Annotated in this window: 14 protein-coding genes, 1 tRNA gene and 1 pseudogene; 11 read left to right on the top strand and 5 right to left on the bottom strand. The window is 68.8% G+C overall.

Going from position 1 to position 16,242, the window contains the following annotated elements:
- Positions 1-4: 4 nt before the first annotated feature.
- Positions 5-2,503 (bottom strand): ATP-dependent helicase HrpB, encoded by a 2,499-nt coding sequence (gene hrpB, locus LY13_RS11975; RefSeq protein WP_253828470.1) that lies wholly within the window; start codon positions 2,501-2,503, stop codon positions 5-7.
- 74 nt (positions 2,504-2,577) lie between these two features.
- Here hrpB and LY13_RS11970 point away from each other — a divergent pair, with 74 nt between their 5' ends.
- Positions 2,578-3,384 (top strand): DsbA family protein, encoded by an 807-nt coding sequence (locus LY13_RS11970; RefSeq protein ID WP_253828469.1) that lies wholly within the window; start codon positions 2,578-2,580, stop codon positions 3,382-3,384.
- 93 nt (positions 3,385-3,477) lie between these two features.
- Here the strand turns inward: LY13_RS11970 and LY13_RS11965 are convergent, their stop codons facing one another.
- Positions 3,478-4,476: an ABC transporter substrate-binding protein gene (locus LY13_RS11965; protein WP_253828468.1), complete on the bottom strand. Its 999-nt coding sequence runs from the start codon at positions 4,474-4,476 to the stop codon at positions 3,478-3,480.
- Positions 4,477-4,582: 106 nt separating this feature from the next.
- Between LY13_RS11965 and LY13_RS11960 the strand changes: the two genes are divergently transcribed.
- The 5 genes from LY13_RS11960 (at position 4,583) to LY13_RS11940 (ending at position 9,062) form a co-directional block, all read left to right on the top strand.
- Positions 4,583-5,629: a FecCD family ABC transporter permease gene (locus LY13_RS11960; protein WP_253828467.1), complete on the top strand. Its 1,047-nt coding sequence runs from the start codon at positions 4,583-4,585 to the stop codon at positions 5,627-5,629.
- On the top strand, positions 5,626-6,705 hold the full coding sequence (locus LY13_RS11955) for a FecCD family ABC transporter permease (protein WP_253828466.1): 1,080 nt from the start codon (positions 5,626-5,628) through the stop codon (positions 6,703-6,705). Before LY13_RS11960 ends, LY13_RS11955 begins: the two co-directional genes overlap by 4 nt.
- On the top strand, positions 6,702-7,505 hold the full coding sequence (locus LY13_RS11950) for an ABC transporter ATP-binding protein (RefSeq protein ID WP_253828465.1): 804 nt from the start codon (positions 6,702-6,704) through the stop codon (positions 7,503-7,505). The genes LY13_RS11955 and LY13_RS11950 overlap by 4 nt, the downstream gene beginning before the upstream one ends.
- Before the next feature lie 146 nt (positions 7,506-7,651).
- A tRNA-Ala gene (locus LY13_RS11945) sits at positions 7,652-7,724 on the top strand.
- Positions 7,725-8,462: 738 nt separating this feature from the next.
- The gene (locus tag LY13_RS11940; protein WP_253828464.1) at positions 8,463-9,062 is read left to right on the top strand and encodes a carboxymuconolactone decarboxylase family protein; all 600 of its coding nucleotides are present in this window, start codon (positions 8,463-8,465) and stop codon (positions 9,060-9,062) included.
- Here the strand turns inward: LY13_RS11940 and LY13_RS11935 are convergent.
- From LY13_RS11935 to LY13_RS11925, 3 genes are all read right to left on the bottom strand, one after another.
- Positions 9,059-9,817: an IclR family transcriptional regulator gene (locus LY13_RS11935; RefSeq protein WP_253828463.1), complete on the bottom strand. Its 759-nt coding sequence runs from the start codon at positions 9,815-9,817 to the stop codon at positions 9,059-9,061. The genes LY13_RS11940 and LY13_RS11935 overlap by 4 nt on opposite strands.
- Positions 9,818-9,926: 109 nt before the next feature.
- Positions 9,927-11,462, bottom strand: coding sequence for a solute symporter family protein (locus tag LY13_RS11930; RefSeq protein WP_253828561.1), 1,536 nt, complete (start codon positions 11,460-11,462; stop codon positions 9,927-9,929).
- Positions 11,463-11,512: 50 nt separating this feature from the next.
- Entirely contained in the window at positions 11,513-11,827 is a 315-nt protein-coding gene (locus LY13_RS11925; protein WP_253828462.1) for a DUF485 domain-containing protein, read from the bottom strand.
- A gap of 159 nt (positions 11,828-11,986) precedes the next feature.
- On the opposite strand from LY13_RS11925, the gene LY13_RS11920 reads away from it, so the two are divergent.
- From LY13_RS11920 to LY13_RS11900, 5 genes and pseudogenes are all read left to right on the top strand, one after another.
- Positions 11,987-12,565 (top strand): VOC family protein, encoded by a 579-nt coding sequence (locus tag LY13_RS11920; RefSeq protein ID WP_308216314.1) that lies wholly within the window; start codon positions 11,987-11,989, stop codon positions 12,563-12,565.
- A gap of 44 nt (positions 12,566-12,609) precedes the next feature.
- Positions 12,610-13,545 (top strand): fumarylacetoacetate hydrolase family protein, encoded by a 936-nt coding sequence (locus LY13_RS11915; protein ID WP_253828460.1) that lies wholly within the window; start codon positions 12,610-12,612, stop codon positions 13,543-13,545.
- Positions 13,545-14,627 carry an alpha/beta hydrolase gene (locus LY13_RS11910; RefSeq protein ID WP_253828459.1) on the top strand — a complete coding sequence of 361 codons (1,083 nt, stop codon included), beginning with the start codon at positions 13,545-13,547 and terminating at the stop codon, positions 14,625-14,627. The genes LY13_RS11915 and LY13_RS11910 overlap by 1 nt, the downstream gene beginning before the upstream one ends.
- Before the next feature lie 168 nt (positions 14,628-14,795).
- Positions 14,796-15,728: an NADP-dependent oxidoreductase gene (locus tag LY13_RS11905; protein WP_253828560.1), complete on the top strand. Its 933-nt coding sequence runs from the start codon at positions 14,796-14,798 to the stop codon at positions 15,726-15,728.
- A 330-nt stretch (positions 15,729-16,058) separates the two neighbouring features.
- A pseudogene (locus LY13_RS11900) lies at positions 16,059-16,242 on the top strand (IS5/IS1182 family transposase); the annotation flags it as partial.

Here is a 16,242-nt window from a genome sequence, read left to right as displayed (position 1 = left end):
ACGGTCACGTCCGTCGTTTCGTCCCCCGGGTCGGTGTGGCGGTGCGCGGGTCGTCGGGCCACGGGTGTTTCGGGTACCGCCCGCGCAGTTCCGCACGCACCGAGGCGTACCCCGAATCCCAGAACGAGTCCACATCGGACGTCACGGCGGCCGGCCTGCCCGCGGGGGAGAGCAGGTGCAGCACGACCGGTACCGCGCCGCCTGCGATGCGCGGGGTGGCGCGCCAGCCGAACGTCTCCTGGAGTTTCACCGCCAGCACCGGATCGTCACCGGAGTAGTCGACGCGGACGCTGGATCCGGACGGGACGTCGATCCGTTCGGGGGCGAGCTCGTCGAGCCTGCGCGCCTCTTGCCACGGCACCAGCCTGCGCAGGGCCGACGCCGTGTCGATCCGCTCCAGGTCGGCCCGGCGGCGCGCGGCCGACAACTCCGGTTCGAGCCACTCGTCGACGCGGGCGAGCAGCGCGTCGTCGCCGACGTCCGGCCACGGTTCGCCGAGCCGCGCGTGCAGGAACGCCAGCCGCTGCCGTAGGCGCACCGCGGCGTCCGGCCACGGCAGCACGTCGACCCCCTCGTCGCGCAGACCGTCGAGCAGGGCCGCGCGCACGCGCTGAGGATCGGGATCGGCCAACCGGCGTTCGGCGAGCGTGATCGCGCCGAGTGCCCGCACCGACCGCGCGGTCACGTCCCCGCCGGTCCACGTGACCTCGTCGGATTCGGTCAACAGGTTCGCGGCGACACGCGTCGCCAGCTGTTCGTCGGCCCGCGCCGCCAGCCGCACGACACCGTGGGCGCGGCCGGGTTCCCGCGTGGCGTCGGCGACGGCCAGCCACTCCGCGTCGGCGAGCCCGCTCCCCGGCGGCAGTTCCACCGCGGTGCCGCTCGCCATCAGATACACCTGTGACGTCGCGTCCCGCCTGCGGGCGAGCCGTTCCGGGTACGCCAGCGCCACGACCGCGGCGACGTCGCCATCCCCCGCAGCGCCCTGTTCGGAACCGCCCCGTTCGGAACCGCCCCGTTCGGAACCGTCCCGCGCCGATCGGCCGGCCAGCCCGGTGAGGCGGCGGACCTCGCGACGTGCCCGCGACGCCTCGGGTGAGCGCGACCGGCGCAGGTTCCGGAGCGCCTGTTCGACGTCGACGTCTCCCGCCGAGCCGGCGTCGAGCAACGCCACGACCTCGGCGGCGACGTCCACGCCCGCCTCGTCGGCTCCGTCCAGCAGCGCCCGCGCGAGCCGGGGGTGCAGCCCGACGTCGGCGAGTCGGGTGCCACGCGTCGTGACGGTGCCGTCGCCGGTGATCGCCCCGAGGGTGCGCAGCAGTTCCGCGCCCGCGGCCAGCGCGCCCTCGGGCGGCGGGTCCCACCACGACAGGCCGCGGCCGTCCGGTGTCGACCAGCACGCCAGTTCGAGTGCGAGGCGGGACAGTTCGGCGGTGCGGATCTCCGGTTCGGGGTAGGCGGGCAGGCTCGCCGTCTCGTACTCGGGCCAGCAGCGGTACGCCACGCCGGGGCCCTGCCTGCCCGCGCGGCCCGCCCGCTGTTCGGCGATCGCCAGCGGAGTCCGCACGGTGACGAGCCCGGACAGCCCGCGCCGGTGGTCGACCCGCGGCACCCGTGACAGTCCGGAGTCGACGACGGCACGCACGCCCGGCACGGTCAGGCTCGACTCGGCGACCGCGGTCGCCAGCACCACCCGCCGCCGTGGCCCTTCGGTCAACGCGGCGTCCTGGCGGCCGGCCGAGAGCCTGCCGTGCAGGGGCAGGACGTCGACGCCGGGCAGATCGAGCGCGCGCGTGACCCGCCCGATCTCGGCGGCGCCCGGCAGGAACGCCAGCACGTCGCCGTCGGTCTCGGCCAGCGCCGTGGTGATCGTGCGTGCGACGCAGGCATCGGCGCGTTCACCACGCACGGGCGGGGAGTGCCGCACGTCGACCGGGTACGTGCGCGCGTCGGCGGTGACGACGGGGCAGTCGCCGAGCAGCGCGGCGAGCCGGTCGGAGGCGACGGTCGCCGACGTCGCCAGTAGCCGCAGGTCGTCGCGCAGGCCCGCGCGCACGTCGAGCAGCAGCGCGAGCAGCAGGTCGGCGTCGAGGTGGCGTTCGTGACACTCGTCGAGCATCACCGCGGCGACGCCCGGCAGCTCCGGGTCACGCTGCACCCGCCGCACCAGCAGGCCGGTCGTGACGACCTCGATGCGCGTGCGCGCCGAGGTGCGGCGGTCGCCGCGCACCGCGTATCCGACGGTCTCGCCGACCGGTTCGCCCAGCAGGTCGGCCATCCGGGTCGCCGCGGCCCGTGCGGCCAGCCTGCGCGGCTCGGCGACGACGATCCGCCCGTCGCGGCCCTGCTCGTCGAACGCCTGCGCCAGCGCGAGCGGCACCAGCGTCGTCTTGCCCGTGCCGGGTGGTGCGACGAGCACCGCCGCGCCGTCGCCGGCCAGAGCGGCGCAGACGTCCTCCGCGACGGCGGCCGCGGGCAGCTCCGGCAGCTGCGGAACCTCCATGCACGCCTCCCTGGACAGGGGTTTTACCCGGTTTACGTAGCCTAGAAGGGGACCAAACGCGAGGAAGGACCCCAGTGGGCGGAGCGGAACGCAACGCACGGAAGCGGCGGCAGCAGCAACAGCAGCAGGGTAAGAACGTCGTGGCCCAGGCGCGGGGCTCGGCGGGTATGTCGGACGGCAAGCGCATCGGCCTGATCGTCGGCGTGGTCGTCCTGGTGGCCGCCGTGGTCGTCGGTGGTGTGCTGTGGACGAACGCGTCGAAGAACGAGACCGAGGGACAGCAGATCCCGGCGGCGCAGACGCAGTCCGACGTCCCGGAGAAGCGGGAGGGCGTCGTCGTCGAGACCGGCGACCAGGACGCCCCGACGACCATCGACATCTACGCCGATTTCCTGTGCCCGGCCTGCGGGTCGTTCTACGAGCGGTTCGGTGATCAGATCCAGCAGAAGATCGACGACGGGTCGTTGCTGGTGCGGACGCACCCGGTGCCGATGCTGATGGAGGCGTCCGACCCGCCCGGCTACTCGCTGGACGCTGCGAACGCCTCGCTGTTGGCCGCCGACGAGGGCAAGTTCACGGAGTTCCACGACAGCCTGTTCCAGAATCAGCCCGCCGAGGGCGGCCGCGGGTACAGCGACGACCAGCTCATCCAGCTCGGCCGCGACCTCGGCATCGAGGGCGACGCGTTCGCCCAGGGCATCCGGAACGGCAAGTACGAGGACCAGCTGACGTCGGAGTTCGAGAAGACGGCGAACAATCCGGACCTGATGCAGGAAGGGCCGCGGGGCAAGGGCTTCAGCACGCCGACCGTCACGCACCAGGGCGAGATCGTGCAGCTGACCGACAACTGGATCGACCAGCTCACCTCGGGAAACAGCTGACCCGCGACGGCCGGTGACGGCCGTGGGCGGAGCGGTGACGGCCGAGACGAGAGCCGGGGCGGGAACGCGCTGTCCGCCCCGGCTCTCCTCACGTCACTGGCGGGCCGGGTCGACGCCGTACTGCTCGGCGATGTCGTCGAGCATGGCGTGCGCGCCCTGCAGACTGACCGAGACGTACCAGGTCTCGTCGTCGACGTCGGTGATCTCTCCCGACAGTCGGTCCCACAGCGGGTTCGACTCGAACTTCTCGCGCGGGTCGGCCGCCTGCTGCGTCTCGTCGGCGTAGGAGGAGACGAACACGCGGTCGGCGTCGAGCTTGCCGATGTCCTCCTGGCTGATGTCGACGTTGATCTCGTCGGAGGAGTCCGGCTGGCCCTTCGGCCGCTTCAGGCCCACGTCACGCATGACGATCGCGGGGAAGGAGTCGCTCGCGTACAGCCGCACGGTCTGCTCACCCTCGATGAACCGCACGAGCGAGTACGTGGGGGTCTCGCCCTCCTTCTTCTCGATCGCGTCACCGATCGCCTCGGCGCGCTCCTCGTAGGCGCTGATCTTCCGCTCGGCCAGTTTCTCCTTGCCGAGCGCTTCGGCCAGCAGCCGGATGTTCTCCTTCCACGTGGCGCCCGTGGACTCGCTGAACACCGTCGGGGCCACATTGGACAGTTTGGAGTGGATCTGCTCGTGGCGGATCTTGGCCGAGACGATCAGGTCCGGAGCGATGTCGTACAGCGCCTCGACGTCGGGGGAACCGAGTTCTCCGACCTGTGTGCCTCCTTCCAGGTACTGCCGGTCGTCACCGAGGTACTCCGGCAGCCCGTCGGACGACGGGTACTTCGTGTACGCCGCGACCTCGGTCTCGAGCGCGGCCGCCGCGTCGGCGAAGCTCGAGTCCAGCGCCGCGACGGTCTGCGGCCGGGTCTCGATCGTCGTCTCGCCCATGGCGTCGGAGACGGTGCGGGGGAAGCCGGACTGCCCCTGGCCGCCGGACGACGGTCCTTCCTCCGACGCGCAGGCGGTCAGGCCCAGGCATGCCGCGAGTCCGAGGGCCGCGGCCGTGACGGCTGCGGGCCGTCTGTGAGACAAGAGCATCATTGCCCACCTTTCCGTTTCGGTTAGGCTTCCCTAACAGGTTCCGGGACCATAAACGAGCGACGCCCCGTGCGAAAGGGTCGTCACGACGAAACCAGGAGCGGACGAGATGAACGCCACGCTCGCGGCGGACCGGGCCCCGACGGGCCGCCGTGCGCTGCACCGGCGGCGCGCCAGACGGCTGTTGTGCCTGGTCGCGCTGCTGCTGGCGCTGTTGCTCGCCTCGGCGGCGAGTCTGGCCTACGGCGCGCACCCGGTGCCGCTCGACGCGGTCTGGCAGGCGCTGGTCGCGCCCGCGGGTGGCGAGGACGACATCATCGTGCGGTCGCTGCGCGTGCCCCGCACCGTGCTCGGCATCCTCGCGGGCCTCGCGCTCGGCGTCGGCGGCGCGCTGATGCAGGGCCACACCCGCAACCCGCTGGCCGACCCGGGCCTGCTCGGGGTGAACCAGGGCGCCGCCCTCGGCGTGGTCACGGCCGTGGTCGTGTTCGACGTCACCGCGCTTGGGTCCTACATCTGGTTCGGCTTCGCCGGTGCACTGCTCGCGGCGGTGCTCGTGTTCGTGCTCGGCACCGTGCGCGGAGGTGCGACGCCGGTCACGCTCGCGTTGGCAGGCGCCGCCGTCAGCGCCCTGCTGTACGGGCTGATCTCGGCCATCGTCCTCACGGACAGGCAGGGCATGGAGACCTACCGGTTCTGGCACGTCGGGTCGATCGCGGGCCGGGAACTGGCCGTGGCGGGGCAGCTGGCGCCGTTCCTGATCGCCGGGTTCGTGCTCGCCCTGGCGAACACGCCGGGGCTGAACAGCCTGGCGCTGGGGGAGGACGTGTCGACGGCACTCGGCCGCAACGTCCGCCGCACCCGGCTCCTCGGCATTCTCGCGATCACGCTGCTCGTCGGTGCCGCGGTGTCGGCGTGCGGTCCGATCGCGTTCGTCGGGCTGCTCGTGCCGCACATCGCGCGGGCGCTCACCGGGCCCGACTACCGGTGGCTCGTGCCCTGCGCCGGACTGCTCGGCGCGGTGCTGGTGCTGCTGGCGGACGTGCTCGGGCGGCTTGTCGCGGGCGACACCCTGGAGGTCGGCATCCTGCTGGCCGCCGTCGGTGCGCCCGGGTTCATCCATCTGGTCCGGCGGCGAGGATTGAGCAAGATATGAGTGCCGTACGTGACATCGCATCCGTCCCCGGCCGCAAGCACGTGCGCGTGGGCAGGCTGGCGGCCTCGTTCCGGCCCCGGTCGGTGGTCGTGCCGGTGGTGTGCCTGGTGCTGCTGGTGCTGGTGGCCGCGCTGAACATCGGGCGCGGCAGCTCGGACATCGCGCTGCTGGACGTGTTGCGCACGCTGGCGGGCGGGGGAGACCGTGCCGAGACGGGCATCGTGTTCGACCTGCGGCTGCCCCGCACGCTCGCCGGTGTGCTCGTGGGCGCCGCGTTCGGACTGGCGGGAGCGTTGTTCCAGACGGTCGCGCGCAACCCGCTGGCCAGCCCGGACATCCTCGGCATCACGTGGGGCGCGGGCGTCGGGGCGGTGTCGGTCATCGTGCTCGGCGGGTCGGCGGGCCAGGTGAGCGGCATGGTGGCGGAACTCGGCGTTCCGCTGGCCGGGCTGGCTGGCGGCCTGCTCGCGGGCCTGCTGCTGTACGCGCTGGCATGGCGGCGTGGGCTGGACAGCTACCGGATGGTGCTGGTCGGGATCGGCCTGGCCGCGATCGGCAACAACGTCGTGTACTGGCTGCTGACCGTCGGCGACGTCGACGACGCCACGCGCGCGACCACGTGGATCGTCGGCAATCTGGCCGCCGTCGGCTGGGAGGCGATCGGGCCGCTCGCACTGGCGTTGGCGCTGTTGGTGCCGGTGACGATCGCGGGCGTGCACACCCTCGGCGGGCTGCAGTTCGGCGACGACACGGCCCGCGGTCTGGGCATCCGCGTCGACGGGGCGCGGGCGACGTTGCTGCTGCTCGCAGCGGCCCTCGCGGCCGTGGCGACCGCCGTGGCCGGGCCGATCACCTTCGTCGCGCTGGCCACACCGCAGATCGCGCTGCGACTCGTCCGCAGCCCGCAGCCTCCGATCGTCGGTTCGATGGTGCTGGGCGCGTTGCTGACCGTGAGCGCCGACCTCGCGGTCCGTACCGTGACGCCCGGGCTGCCGGTCGGCGTGCTCACCGCGATCCTCGGCGCCCCGTATCTGATCTTCCTGTTCCTGCGAACGCGCAAGGAGGCCCGCGCGTGACCACACCCAGACTGCAGGCCGAGCACGTCCGCCTCGGCTACGACGAGCGGATCGTCGTCGACGGTCTGACCCTCGACGTCGCCGACGAGTCCGTCACCGTGATCATCGGGCCCAACGGCTGCGGCAAGTCGACGCTGCTGCGCGGCATGGGGCGGTTGCTGCGTCCCCGCGGCGGATCGGTGCTGCTCGACGGGAAACGCATCGACCGGTTGCCGACCAAGGACGTGGCCAAGGCCGTCGGCGTGCTGCCGCAGACCCCCAGTGCGCCTGCCGGCCTGACCGTCGGTGACCTCGTCGCCCGCGGCCGGCAGCCGCACCAGCACTGGTACCGGCAGTGGTCGTCCGGCGACGAGGAGGCCGTCGCCCACGCACTGTCCGTCACGGGCATGAGCGCCTACGCCGACCGTGCCGTCGACGAACTGTCCGGCGGCCAACGGCAACGCGCGTGGATCTCGATGACCCTCGCGCAGGAGACGTCGCTCCTGCTGCTCGACGAACCCATCACCTATCTCGACCTGGCCCACCAGGTGGACGTGCTCGACCTGGTGCACCGGCTCCACACCGAACGCGGCACCACGGTTGTGATGGTGCTGCACGACCTCAACCTCGCCGCCCGCTACGCCGACACGCTCGTCGCCATGCACGACGGCGCCGTCGTGTCCCGGGGCACACCCGACGAGGTCCTCACCGAGGACCTGCTCTCCGACGTCTTCGGCCTCGACGCGAAGGTGGTGTCCGACCCGGTCGCCGGCACCCCGCTCGTGCTCCCCATCAGCGCCCACCTGCGCGACGAGGCGTGACCAGGTGTAACGACGGGTGACGAGGACCGTCAGCGATGGGTCCGACCGGGGCCGACCGCTCGAGGCGGACCCCCTGTGCGGAGGCCCGTGGGCGATGGGGTACATTATTTCGCACAGGCAGCGGTGAGAGCCGCGAACATACATACGGGGCTATGGCGCAGTTGGTAGCGCGTCTCACTGGCAGTGAGAAGGTCAGGGGTTCGAATCCCCTTAGCTCCACCTTAGAGGTACTACTAGCACAAGTGCCTGATTGAATGGGACTCTCCGGTTAACGGCGGGTCTGGTCTTGGTGTCGGTTAGTCGCTGTCCGGCGTGATGCGGGCCTTCGAAGGTGATGGCGAAGGCGTTGAGTGCCGGTTTCCACCGCATGGCTCATCGTGCCTTGCCGTGGCCGGTGGGCCGTCGTGATGTGGTCGGCGACCTGATGCCTGTGAGCTCTGCGGATCGAGAAATATGCCGAAGTGCATCAGATCCGGGCGCTGAAGGATCTCAACCGCCGAAGGGGCGGGGACCGTAATCTGCGTGGTCATGTGAATGGCTGCTCGCCGCCGCAAGACCCTGGTCGTCTGTCGGCACCTGCCACGAGGACATCCACTACCGCGAGTATCCAACACGGCAATCATGACGAGCGCTGGAGAGTCAGCTGTTGCGGAAATCGGGCACAGCTGGTTCGGGAAGGGCCGTCGGAAAAGGACCAGTTCAACTGGCACTTCGTCGGCGGCCCACATTGCCGAATGTCCGGATCGGGCTGGCGGCCTGGGATAATGAGTTGGTGGCACCATCGGCGCCGCGTCCCAGACCGACTCACTGAGGCAGGGACCCGGCCGGACACCGTAGCTGCGACTCTCATAATGGCACTCGGCCGAGGACGGTGTTGGCCGAGATCGGCCTGGTCTGCGTCTGCGCGCACGCGGCGTCGGCAGGCGACCGATTCGCCCGAGGTAAGGAGCTCAGACTGTGCAAGATCAGTTCGCGTCCGAGATGACGGACGAGCAGCGTGCGGTATATGACGCTATTCTTTATGGTCCGCGAGCGCGCGGTCCGCAGCACTTCGAGTTGCGGAATCTGGACGGGACGCTCCGTGGACCGTTCGGACTCATGGTCGAGTACCCTGAGGTTGGCGGACCGCTTCAAGCTCTCGGTGCCGCAGTCCGGTTTCGAACGACGCTCTCCGACCGCGAACGAGAAATCGCCGTCCTCACCGTGGCGTACGTGACCGGAAGCCAATTCGAACAGGCCGCGCACGAAGCCATTGGCCGGACCTGTGGTCTCGGTGAAGACATATTCGACGCGCTCAGAAACAACGAAACGGCCACACTCACCAGTCGTGAGCAGGTCGTCGTCGAGCTCACCCGGCATCTAGTGAGTTCCCCTCAGCCGGCCGACCACGCCATCACGTCAGCTGCGACCCGGCTCGACCGGCAGACGATCTATGAAGTCGCCGTCATCACGGGTTACTACCGGCTTTTGGCCCACACAATGAGTCTCCTCGGCCAGTCCCCGCGAAGTGATCATGAACACGGGCCGGAGAACGGACGCGCTCAGCCTGCGCCTTAACTGAGCCGCGCACCGAGCTCGGTGGCGGCGGCGACGACAGCGCTGCTGAGGAGGGCTAGTTTGGCCTCGGCCCGCCGCGCAGGGCCGGATACAGACAGCGCACCGCAGGCCACGCCCTGCCGGTTCCGTACCGTGGCGGCCACCGCGCAGAGGTCGAATTCGCTTTCCTCAGTGTTGGTGGCGTAGCCGGTCTCCCTTACCCTCTCGAGCTCGGTCTCGAGCGCCCGACGTGTGCTCACTGCGCGCTCGGTTCCGCCTCGCAGCCGCGCTCCCGGATAGCGGCGCCGCAACTCGTCGCGGGAAAGCTCGGCGAGCAGAGCTTTTCCTGCGGCGGACGCGTGCGCCGGACCTCGCTGCCCGGTACGCACCCCGGCACGGATCACCTGCTGGCTCTCCGCACCTTCGACGAAGACGGTCTCGGTGCCTTCCAGTACGAGCAGATGTGCCGTCTCCGAGGTGTCTGCCACGAGCTTTTCCAGCACGGGACGCGCTTCGTCGCGGAGGGCGACTGCCCCCATGACGGCGATACCGAGCCTGGCCAGGGCGGGCCCAGGTCCGTAGCCCTTGGTCTGGGCGTCCTGGCGAATCAGGTCGCGGGCCTGCAGGGTGGTCAGCATCCGATGAGCGGTCGACCTGGCCACCCCCAGCTCGGCGGACACGTCGGCAACTCGCAACGACGGATTGTCCGCCAGCATCAGCAGGATCCGCGCGGCGTTGTCGATCGATTCCACCGGGTAGGCGGCCGGCACTGTCACAACCCCTCCATCTCGCCGTCATCACTGCGGCTGTTCTGGCAATCGAACTAGCTGTGCGCCTGCCAGAATAGCCGCAGTGCCCCGTCGACGTCTCGGCGGATCTCGCTAATCAGTTCGCGGCCGTGTTGGGGGTGCCGGACTCACCGGCGATTCGTTCGCCGGTGACGTTCGCGATGGTTGCTCTGCCGAGTTCGGACTCGATCTGAACCTCGTCGAACTCCTCACGTGCCGACCGGCGGGACAGCAGTGTCCCGATGACGCAGCCGAGTACGCCCACAGGCAGGGCGATCAGAGTCGGGTCGGCGAGGTTGACCGGGGGATCGGCGCCAGGCCACAGGGTTGGGCCGAGGATCATCAGCATGACCGAGGCGCCCAGTCCGGAAAGGACGCCGGTGACGGCTCCCGATGTGGTGAACCGACGCCACGTGAGCGCGAACAGCAGAACCGGGAAATTGGCACTTGCCGCGATCCCGAAAGCCAGCGTGACGAGAACGGCCGCGTTGTAACGCGGTCCGAGCACCGCAGCGATCACGACGACAACGGCCCCGATCACCACCGAGGTGAGACGTCCGCGAGCGACTTCGCGATCGGGTGGGCCGGGACGATCGAACTGGTTCCAGAGGTCGCGCACCACCGCGCTCGAGGCGTTGACCAGCAGCCCGGACACCACGGCGACGACCGTGGCGAAGGCGATCGCGGACACGATGCCGAGCGTCACGGCGCCGCCGAAGGTACCGGAGCCGCCTCCGAGTACCTCCGCGAGCCGAGGGGTGACCAGGTTTCCGCCGGAGGCGGCGAGTTCCCTCGTTTCCGGCCGCAGGAGGGCGCTTGCGCCGAGCCCGATGAAGGCGATGAGAATGCTCGCAACGGTGATCATCGCGACCGTCATGGTGACCGAACGCCTCGCGTGGACCGCGTCCCGGACGGTGAAGAACCGCATCATTAGATGAGGCAGGCCCGCAACGCCGAAGGTCGCGGCGAGTCCGACCGACAGCATGTTCCAGGGATCCTTCAGTAGATTGCCGGGTTGGAGGGGATCCGTCCCGCCGGCCGGGGCCACCGCCTTGGCCACCATTCCGCCGATGTCGCCGCCGAACTTGATCACCAGCAGCACGGTCATACCGGCGAGCACGGCCAGCAGCAGGACAGCCTTCACCGACTGGATGACCGTCGCGCCGTGCATCCCGCCGATGGCGACGTACAGCACCATGATCACGCCGGCGAGCACGATTGCGACGGTGTAGTCGATCCCTGATAGCAATGCGAAGAGGTTCCCGATTACGACCATCTGGGCCAGAAGATAGATACCGGAGATCACGAGCGTCGAGATCGCCAGAACGCTCCGGAGTGATCTGGACCGGAAGCGGCGAACGAGGACATCGGTCAGTGTGTACTGGCCGAGGTTGCGCAGCCGTTCAGCGATCAGCAGCATCACCGGAATCCAGGCCAGGAGCGGAATCGTGAGATAGAACAGCGCGTCGTAGCCGTAGAGGAACATCAGCCCGATCACGCCCAGCAGGGCTGAACCGGACATGAAGTCGCCCAGAGTCGCGACCGCGTTCCGTGCTGGGCTGATCGCCCCGCCGGCCGCCCAGAAGTCCCCAGCTGTCCTCGTCCGTCGTCCCGCCAGCCAGGTGAGCGTCATGCTCACCACGACGAGCACCGTGAACAGCACGAGAGCCGCAGTGCGCGCGCTCATCGGCCGCTTGCCTCTCCGGCTTCGCTCTCGCGCAAACGGTCGAGCGAACGCCGGGCCCCACGCGCGAACAGGGCGCACACGACCAACGGCAGCAGCAGCATCACAGCCGTCAGAACCCAGCCGACACTCAATCCGCCGGGCACGCCGATCCGCAAGAAGCTCTGACCGAAGGTCACCAAGGACAGGTAGGCGAGGTAACACGCCAACGACGGCAGGCCCAGCTTGGCCACCAAATACCTGCGTCGTTTACGGAGTTCACCGGCCAGCCGTAACGCGTTCGCGTCGACCGGGTACGGACTTCGAGCGGCCATGGCGCCTCCTTGCGCTTGCCCGGCACTTCAGCCGGCCTATGTTCTTCCCAGCAGACGATGTTCTGTCATACGGGACATGTCAAGATTGACGAGCTGCCGAATCCGAGTTACTGTGCAGAACATGATCTGGTATACAGAACAACGTCTTGAGGGGGTCGCGTGACTACCCCGACGCCGGCCGTCGCGGAACTAGGCCATGTGGGCCTGCGCTGTCACGACGTGAGCAGGCAGCTGGCGTTCTACACCGATGTACTCGGGCTTACGGTCACCGACCATGACGAACGGCTCGGCATCTGGTTCCTGTCCGCCCGTCCGGACACCGAACATCACGAACTGCTTCTCGCTGAGGGCCGGGACGCGCCGGTCGGAACCAAACTCATCCAGCAGGTGTCGTTTCGGTGCGCCCGGTTCGAGGACATTCTCGGCTTCTACCGGCGTTTCCGGGAGCACGACGTCCAGCTCGACATGATCGTCTCGCACGGTAATGCCGTCGGCGTCTACTTCTACGATCCGGAGGCAAATCGGTGTGAGGTCTACTGGCAGACCGGGCTGGTGGCACGACAGCCTTTCGTTGAACACATCGACATCGAGACCGATCCCGAGGAGCTTCTGGAAACTATCCGGGCTTCGGTCGAGCGCCACGGCGCGACGGGCTTCACCGAGGAGAGTTACCGCGCCTGGACCCGCGAACAAGCGGTGGCAGCCGATACAGCCGCAACCAAGGAGGTAAGGCAGTGAAGTTCGTTCGCTACGCGGACGGCCCGTCCGCACGCGTCGGCGTGGTGGACGGCGACCTGGTCCGGATCGTCGACGGTGTGGCAGACCTGCTGCCTCTCATCGAGGCCGGCGACGCCGAGCTCCTCGCGGCCGGACGGACCGCGCTGCGGCGCGGCGCGACCGTGCCGCTGCCGGACATCGTTCCCCTGTCGCCGATCGCGACACCTCCGACCGTCCGCGACTTCTACGCCTTCGAACAGCATGTCCGGGCCGGGCGGGCCTGGCGAGGCCTCGAGATGGAACCGGACTGGTATGAGCTGCCGGTTTTCTACTTCTCCAACCCCTACGCCGTGCTGGGCTGCGGGCCGGTGGCGATGACGCCGGGCGCGGAGTGTTTCGACTTCGAACTGGAGGTCGCTGCCGTGGTGGGGCGCGGCGGCCGCGACCTGACCGCCAAGGACGCCGAACACACCATCGCCGGTTACTGCGTGCTCAACGACTGGAGCGGCCGGGACGTACAGCAGCGCGAGATGAAGCTGTCGATGGGACCGGTGAAAGGCAAGGACACCGCGACGAGCCTCGGCCCGTACTTCGTGACCCCGGACGAGATCGCCGACCTCCGCGAGGGCAATGGACACCGTCTCGAAATGACCTGCACGGTCAACGGCGCCCCTTACTCCCGCGCCCTGTGGTCAGACATCCACTGGTCATTCGGCGAGATGATCGCCTACGCCTCCCGCGGTGCCGAAGTAAGGCCCGGCGACGTGATCGGCTCCGGCACCTGCGGCACCGGCTGCATCCTGGAACTCTCACGCACACACGACTCGGCGACCTACCCCTGGCTGCAGCCGGGCGACGAGGTCGTCGCCGCGATCGAAGGCCTCGGCGAGTTGCGCAATACCGTCACCGAGGCGGCGCCGGTCATTCCATTGCGAGATCGGGTCGCAACAGGGCAGGAGAACGCAACACGACCGCGATTCACAAACGGAGCCGCGCGGTGATGGAGGCTGTCGAATCGGCAGAGGAGGCGGGCAAGCATCGGGCCGCGTTGCTGCGTGCCATGCCGATCACCCGAATGCTCGACTACGGCATGGACTACTGGGACGCCACCCACCTGGCCGACGCGCCCATTTCGCAGCCGTGGCACGAAGCCGCAACTCGCCTGGCCGAGGCGCAGCTGACCCGCGCGGAGGCGGCCGCCGACGGCGGTGATGTCGAGACCGCGGTCGCCTGTTATCGCCGGGCAACGGCCGCCCTGATCTTCGCGCAGATGGCCTTCAACGCCGACCACCCGGCCAAACGCGCGCTCTACGTCCGGCTCACCCAGGCCTATCAGGCAGCGGCCGATCTCGACACCGAGTTGCGCGTGGAGCAGCTGTCGATCCCGTTCCGACAGGGTCACTGCACCGCTTGGTTCGTTCGTCGCCGTGGCGATCACTCTGGCCCCACGGTCGTCATCGTCGGTGGGCAGAGCGGCTGGGGACCGGCCTTTCACCAGCAGGCCGAAGCGCTGGCCCGGCGAGGGCTATCCACCGTCCTGCTCGAGGCGCCGGGCCAGGGTGATACACGCATGGCCGGCGGACTCCATCTCGACGGGACCGTCGATCGAGCATTCAGCGCGGCACTCGACGCCGTGCGTGCCCGGACCGGCTACGACGGCCCGTACGGGGTGTGGGGAAACAGCTTCGGTGGGCTGCTCGCCGCCCGTGCAGCGGTGCACGAAAGCCGTTTCGGCGCGTGCTGCGTCAACGGGGCCAGCGCGAAGCCGGAACCGCTGCCGTTCCGCACCGCGCGCGAACAATCGCGGGCGCTCCTGGGCGTCGACACCGACGACGAAGCCGCGGCCGTATTCCGCACCCTGTGGCTCGACCCGGCGGTCGACCATACGAGCGCCGCGATGCTCGTGCTGCACGGCGGCAACGACCCACTGGTCAGCCTCGACCAGCAGAAGGTGTTCCTCGACCTGTCGGCGCACGCCACCCTGCGGGTTTGGGACGACGGCGACCACACCATGTACAACCATTCGGCCGAGCGCACGGAGTTCGTCTGCGACTGGTTTCGTGCCCAGCTCGGTCGTGGGTGATCAGGGCGATCAAATGTCCAGTTCCGAAGAGTTCGCGCCCGCACGGATGCCGCGCGGTGCCCACTTGACCTGCGACTCGTCGCGGAGATCATGCCGGGCAGCTCCCAGTCCTCAAGTTCTGTCTGTTTGACAGAACATCGTCCGTTCAGAAGAATAAATGAGGTGACCATGAAGGCAATTGCGCTCCCGCATTACGGCGGGGCGGACGCCCTGGAGCTCACTGAGCAGCCGACGCCGGCGGTCGCGCCTGGGGAGTTCCTGGTCCGGGTCAAGGCAGCCGGAGTGACCCCGGGCGACGAAAAGCTCAGCATCGGCACTCTCGACGGCATCATGGTGACGCACTTCCCTCTCATCCCGGGCTTCGAGATGGCCGGCGTCATCGAGGCTCGCGGTTTCGGTGCCACCGAGTTCGAGCTCGGCGACGAGGTCATCGGCTTCGTCGTCAAGGATTGGGCGCAGAACGGCACCTACGCCGAACTGGTTTCAGCCCCGGCCCGCACTCTGGCGCGCAAGCCGGCATCCTGGGACTGGCTGCATTCGGCGTGTCTTCCGCTGAACGGGCTGACTGCCTACCAGGCCATCAAACGCATCACCATTGGCGAGGGCGACACCGTCCTGATCCACGGTGCCGCCGGTGGGGTCGGTACGGTCGGCGTGCAGATCGCCGCGGCCCGGGGCGCACACGTCATCGGCACCGCCAGCGAGCGCAACCACGACTATGTGCGTGAACTCGGTGCGACACCGATCACCTACGGCGAAGGCCTGGCCGAACGGGTGCGTCGGCTCGCGCCAGAGGGCATCGATGTGGCGCTCGACTTCTACGGCGGGGACGCGGTGGCAGTCTCGCGGAGGGTCTTGAAGGATCCCGCTCGGGTCGCCTCCGTGGCCGACATCACCGCTCCCGACCAGGGTGGCCATCTGGTGTGGGCACGCGCGAATGCCGACGAGCTGATCGAGTTGGTTGCTCTCGCTGAGTCCGGGAAGTTGTCCATCACCATCAACCGGTCCTTCCCGCTGGAGCAGGCCGCCGATGCCTGGCGGATGCTCCATGCGGACGGCCGCACCCGCGGCCGGATCGTACTGGACGTTGACGCCACCTGAGGTGATCATCCGGCGGGCACCCGCTTCGGTATGTACGGAGGCCACGCAGATAACGGGGATCCACCGGAGTGCTTGGTCAATGACTCTCCCACAACCAGTCACTCGGGGGCTCGGCATAGCCGAACTACCAGCGGCAAAAAGACCCAAGATCCATGTAGATCGCACACTACTGAGGTTTTCTCGGTAAGTTGATCTTTGCTGGCTGTCGTCGACCGGCTGGGGTCAAGCCTGGCTGTGGATAGGCGTAGAGCCCCTGGTAGGACTGGATTTGCGAAGATCAAGTCCGAGAACCAGAGGCTCTACGTGATTACTTATCGTGCCACGCTCGATGTGCCGCGCGCACTTGCCCAGTACCTGGCCCGGTTGTTGCTGCTCGAACGGGGTGAACGGGGCACACGTCGAGGCCGGCGGGCGCTGGGCGTGTTCAGCCAGGCGGTTCTGGTGCTGCGCTGGTTTCGTGAGTCCACACAGGTCGCGCGCCTGGCACGAGACAATGGCGTCGGCATCTCCACCT

Origin of the sequence: Prauserella aidingensis, assembly GCF_024171865.1 — a bacterium.
Taxonomy (GTDB): domain Bacteria; phylum Actinomycetota; class Actinomycetes; order Mycobacteriales; family Pseudonocardiaceae; genus Prauserella; species Prauserella aidingensis.
The sequence above is the reverse complement of the archived record's forward strand: the minus strand, read 5'-3'. Positions and strand labels throughout refer to the sequence as shown.

Bases quoted from the DNA above. Each gene is read 5' to 3' on its own strand.
- LY13_RS11905 (WP_253828560.1), top strand. From the start codon at position 14,796: ATGAAGGCAATTGCGCTCCCGCATTACGGCGGGGCGGACGCCCTGGAG.
- LY13_RS11960 (WP_253828467.1), top strand. From the start codon at position 4,583: ATGAACGCCACGCTCGCGGCGGACCGGGCCCCGACGGGCCGCCGTGCG.
- LY13_RS11930 (WP_253828561.1), bottom strand. From the start codon at position 11,462: ATGACGCTCACCTGGCTGGCGGGACGACGGACGAGGACAGCTGGGGAC.
- LY13_RS11965 (WP_253828468.1), bottom strand. From the start codon at position 4,476: ATGATGCTCTTGTCTCACAGACGGCCCGCAGCCGTCACGGCCGCGGCC.
- hrpB (WP_253828470.1), bottom strand. From the start codon at position 2,503: ATGGAGGTTCCGCAGCTGCCGGAGCTGCCCGCGGCCGCCGTCGCGGAG.
- LY13_RS11910 (WP_253828459.1), top strand. From the start codon at position 13,545: ATGGAGGCTGTCGAATCGGCAGAGGAGGCGGGCAAGCATCGGGCCGCG.
- LY13_RS11925 (WP_253828462.1), bottom strand. From the start codon at position 11,827: ATGGCCGCTCGAAGTCCGTACCCGGTCGACGCGAACGCGTTACGGCTG.
- LY13_RS11955 (WP_253828466.1), top strand. From the start codon at position 5,626: ATGAGTGCCGTACGTGACATCGCATCCGTCCCCGGCCGCAAGCACGTG.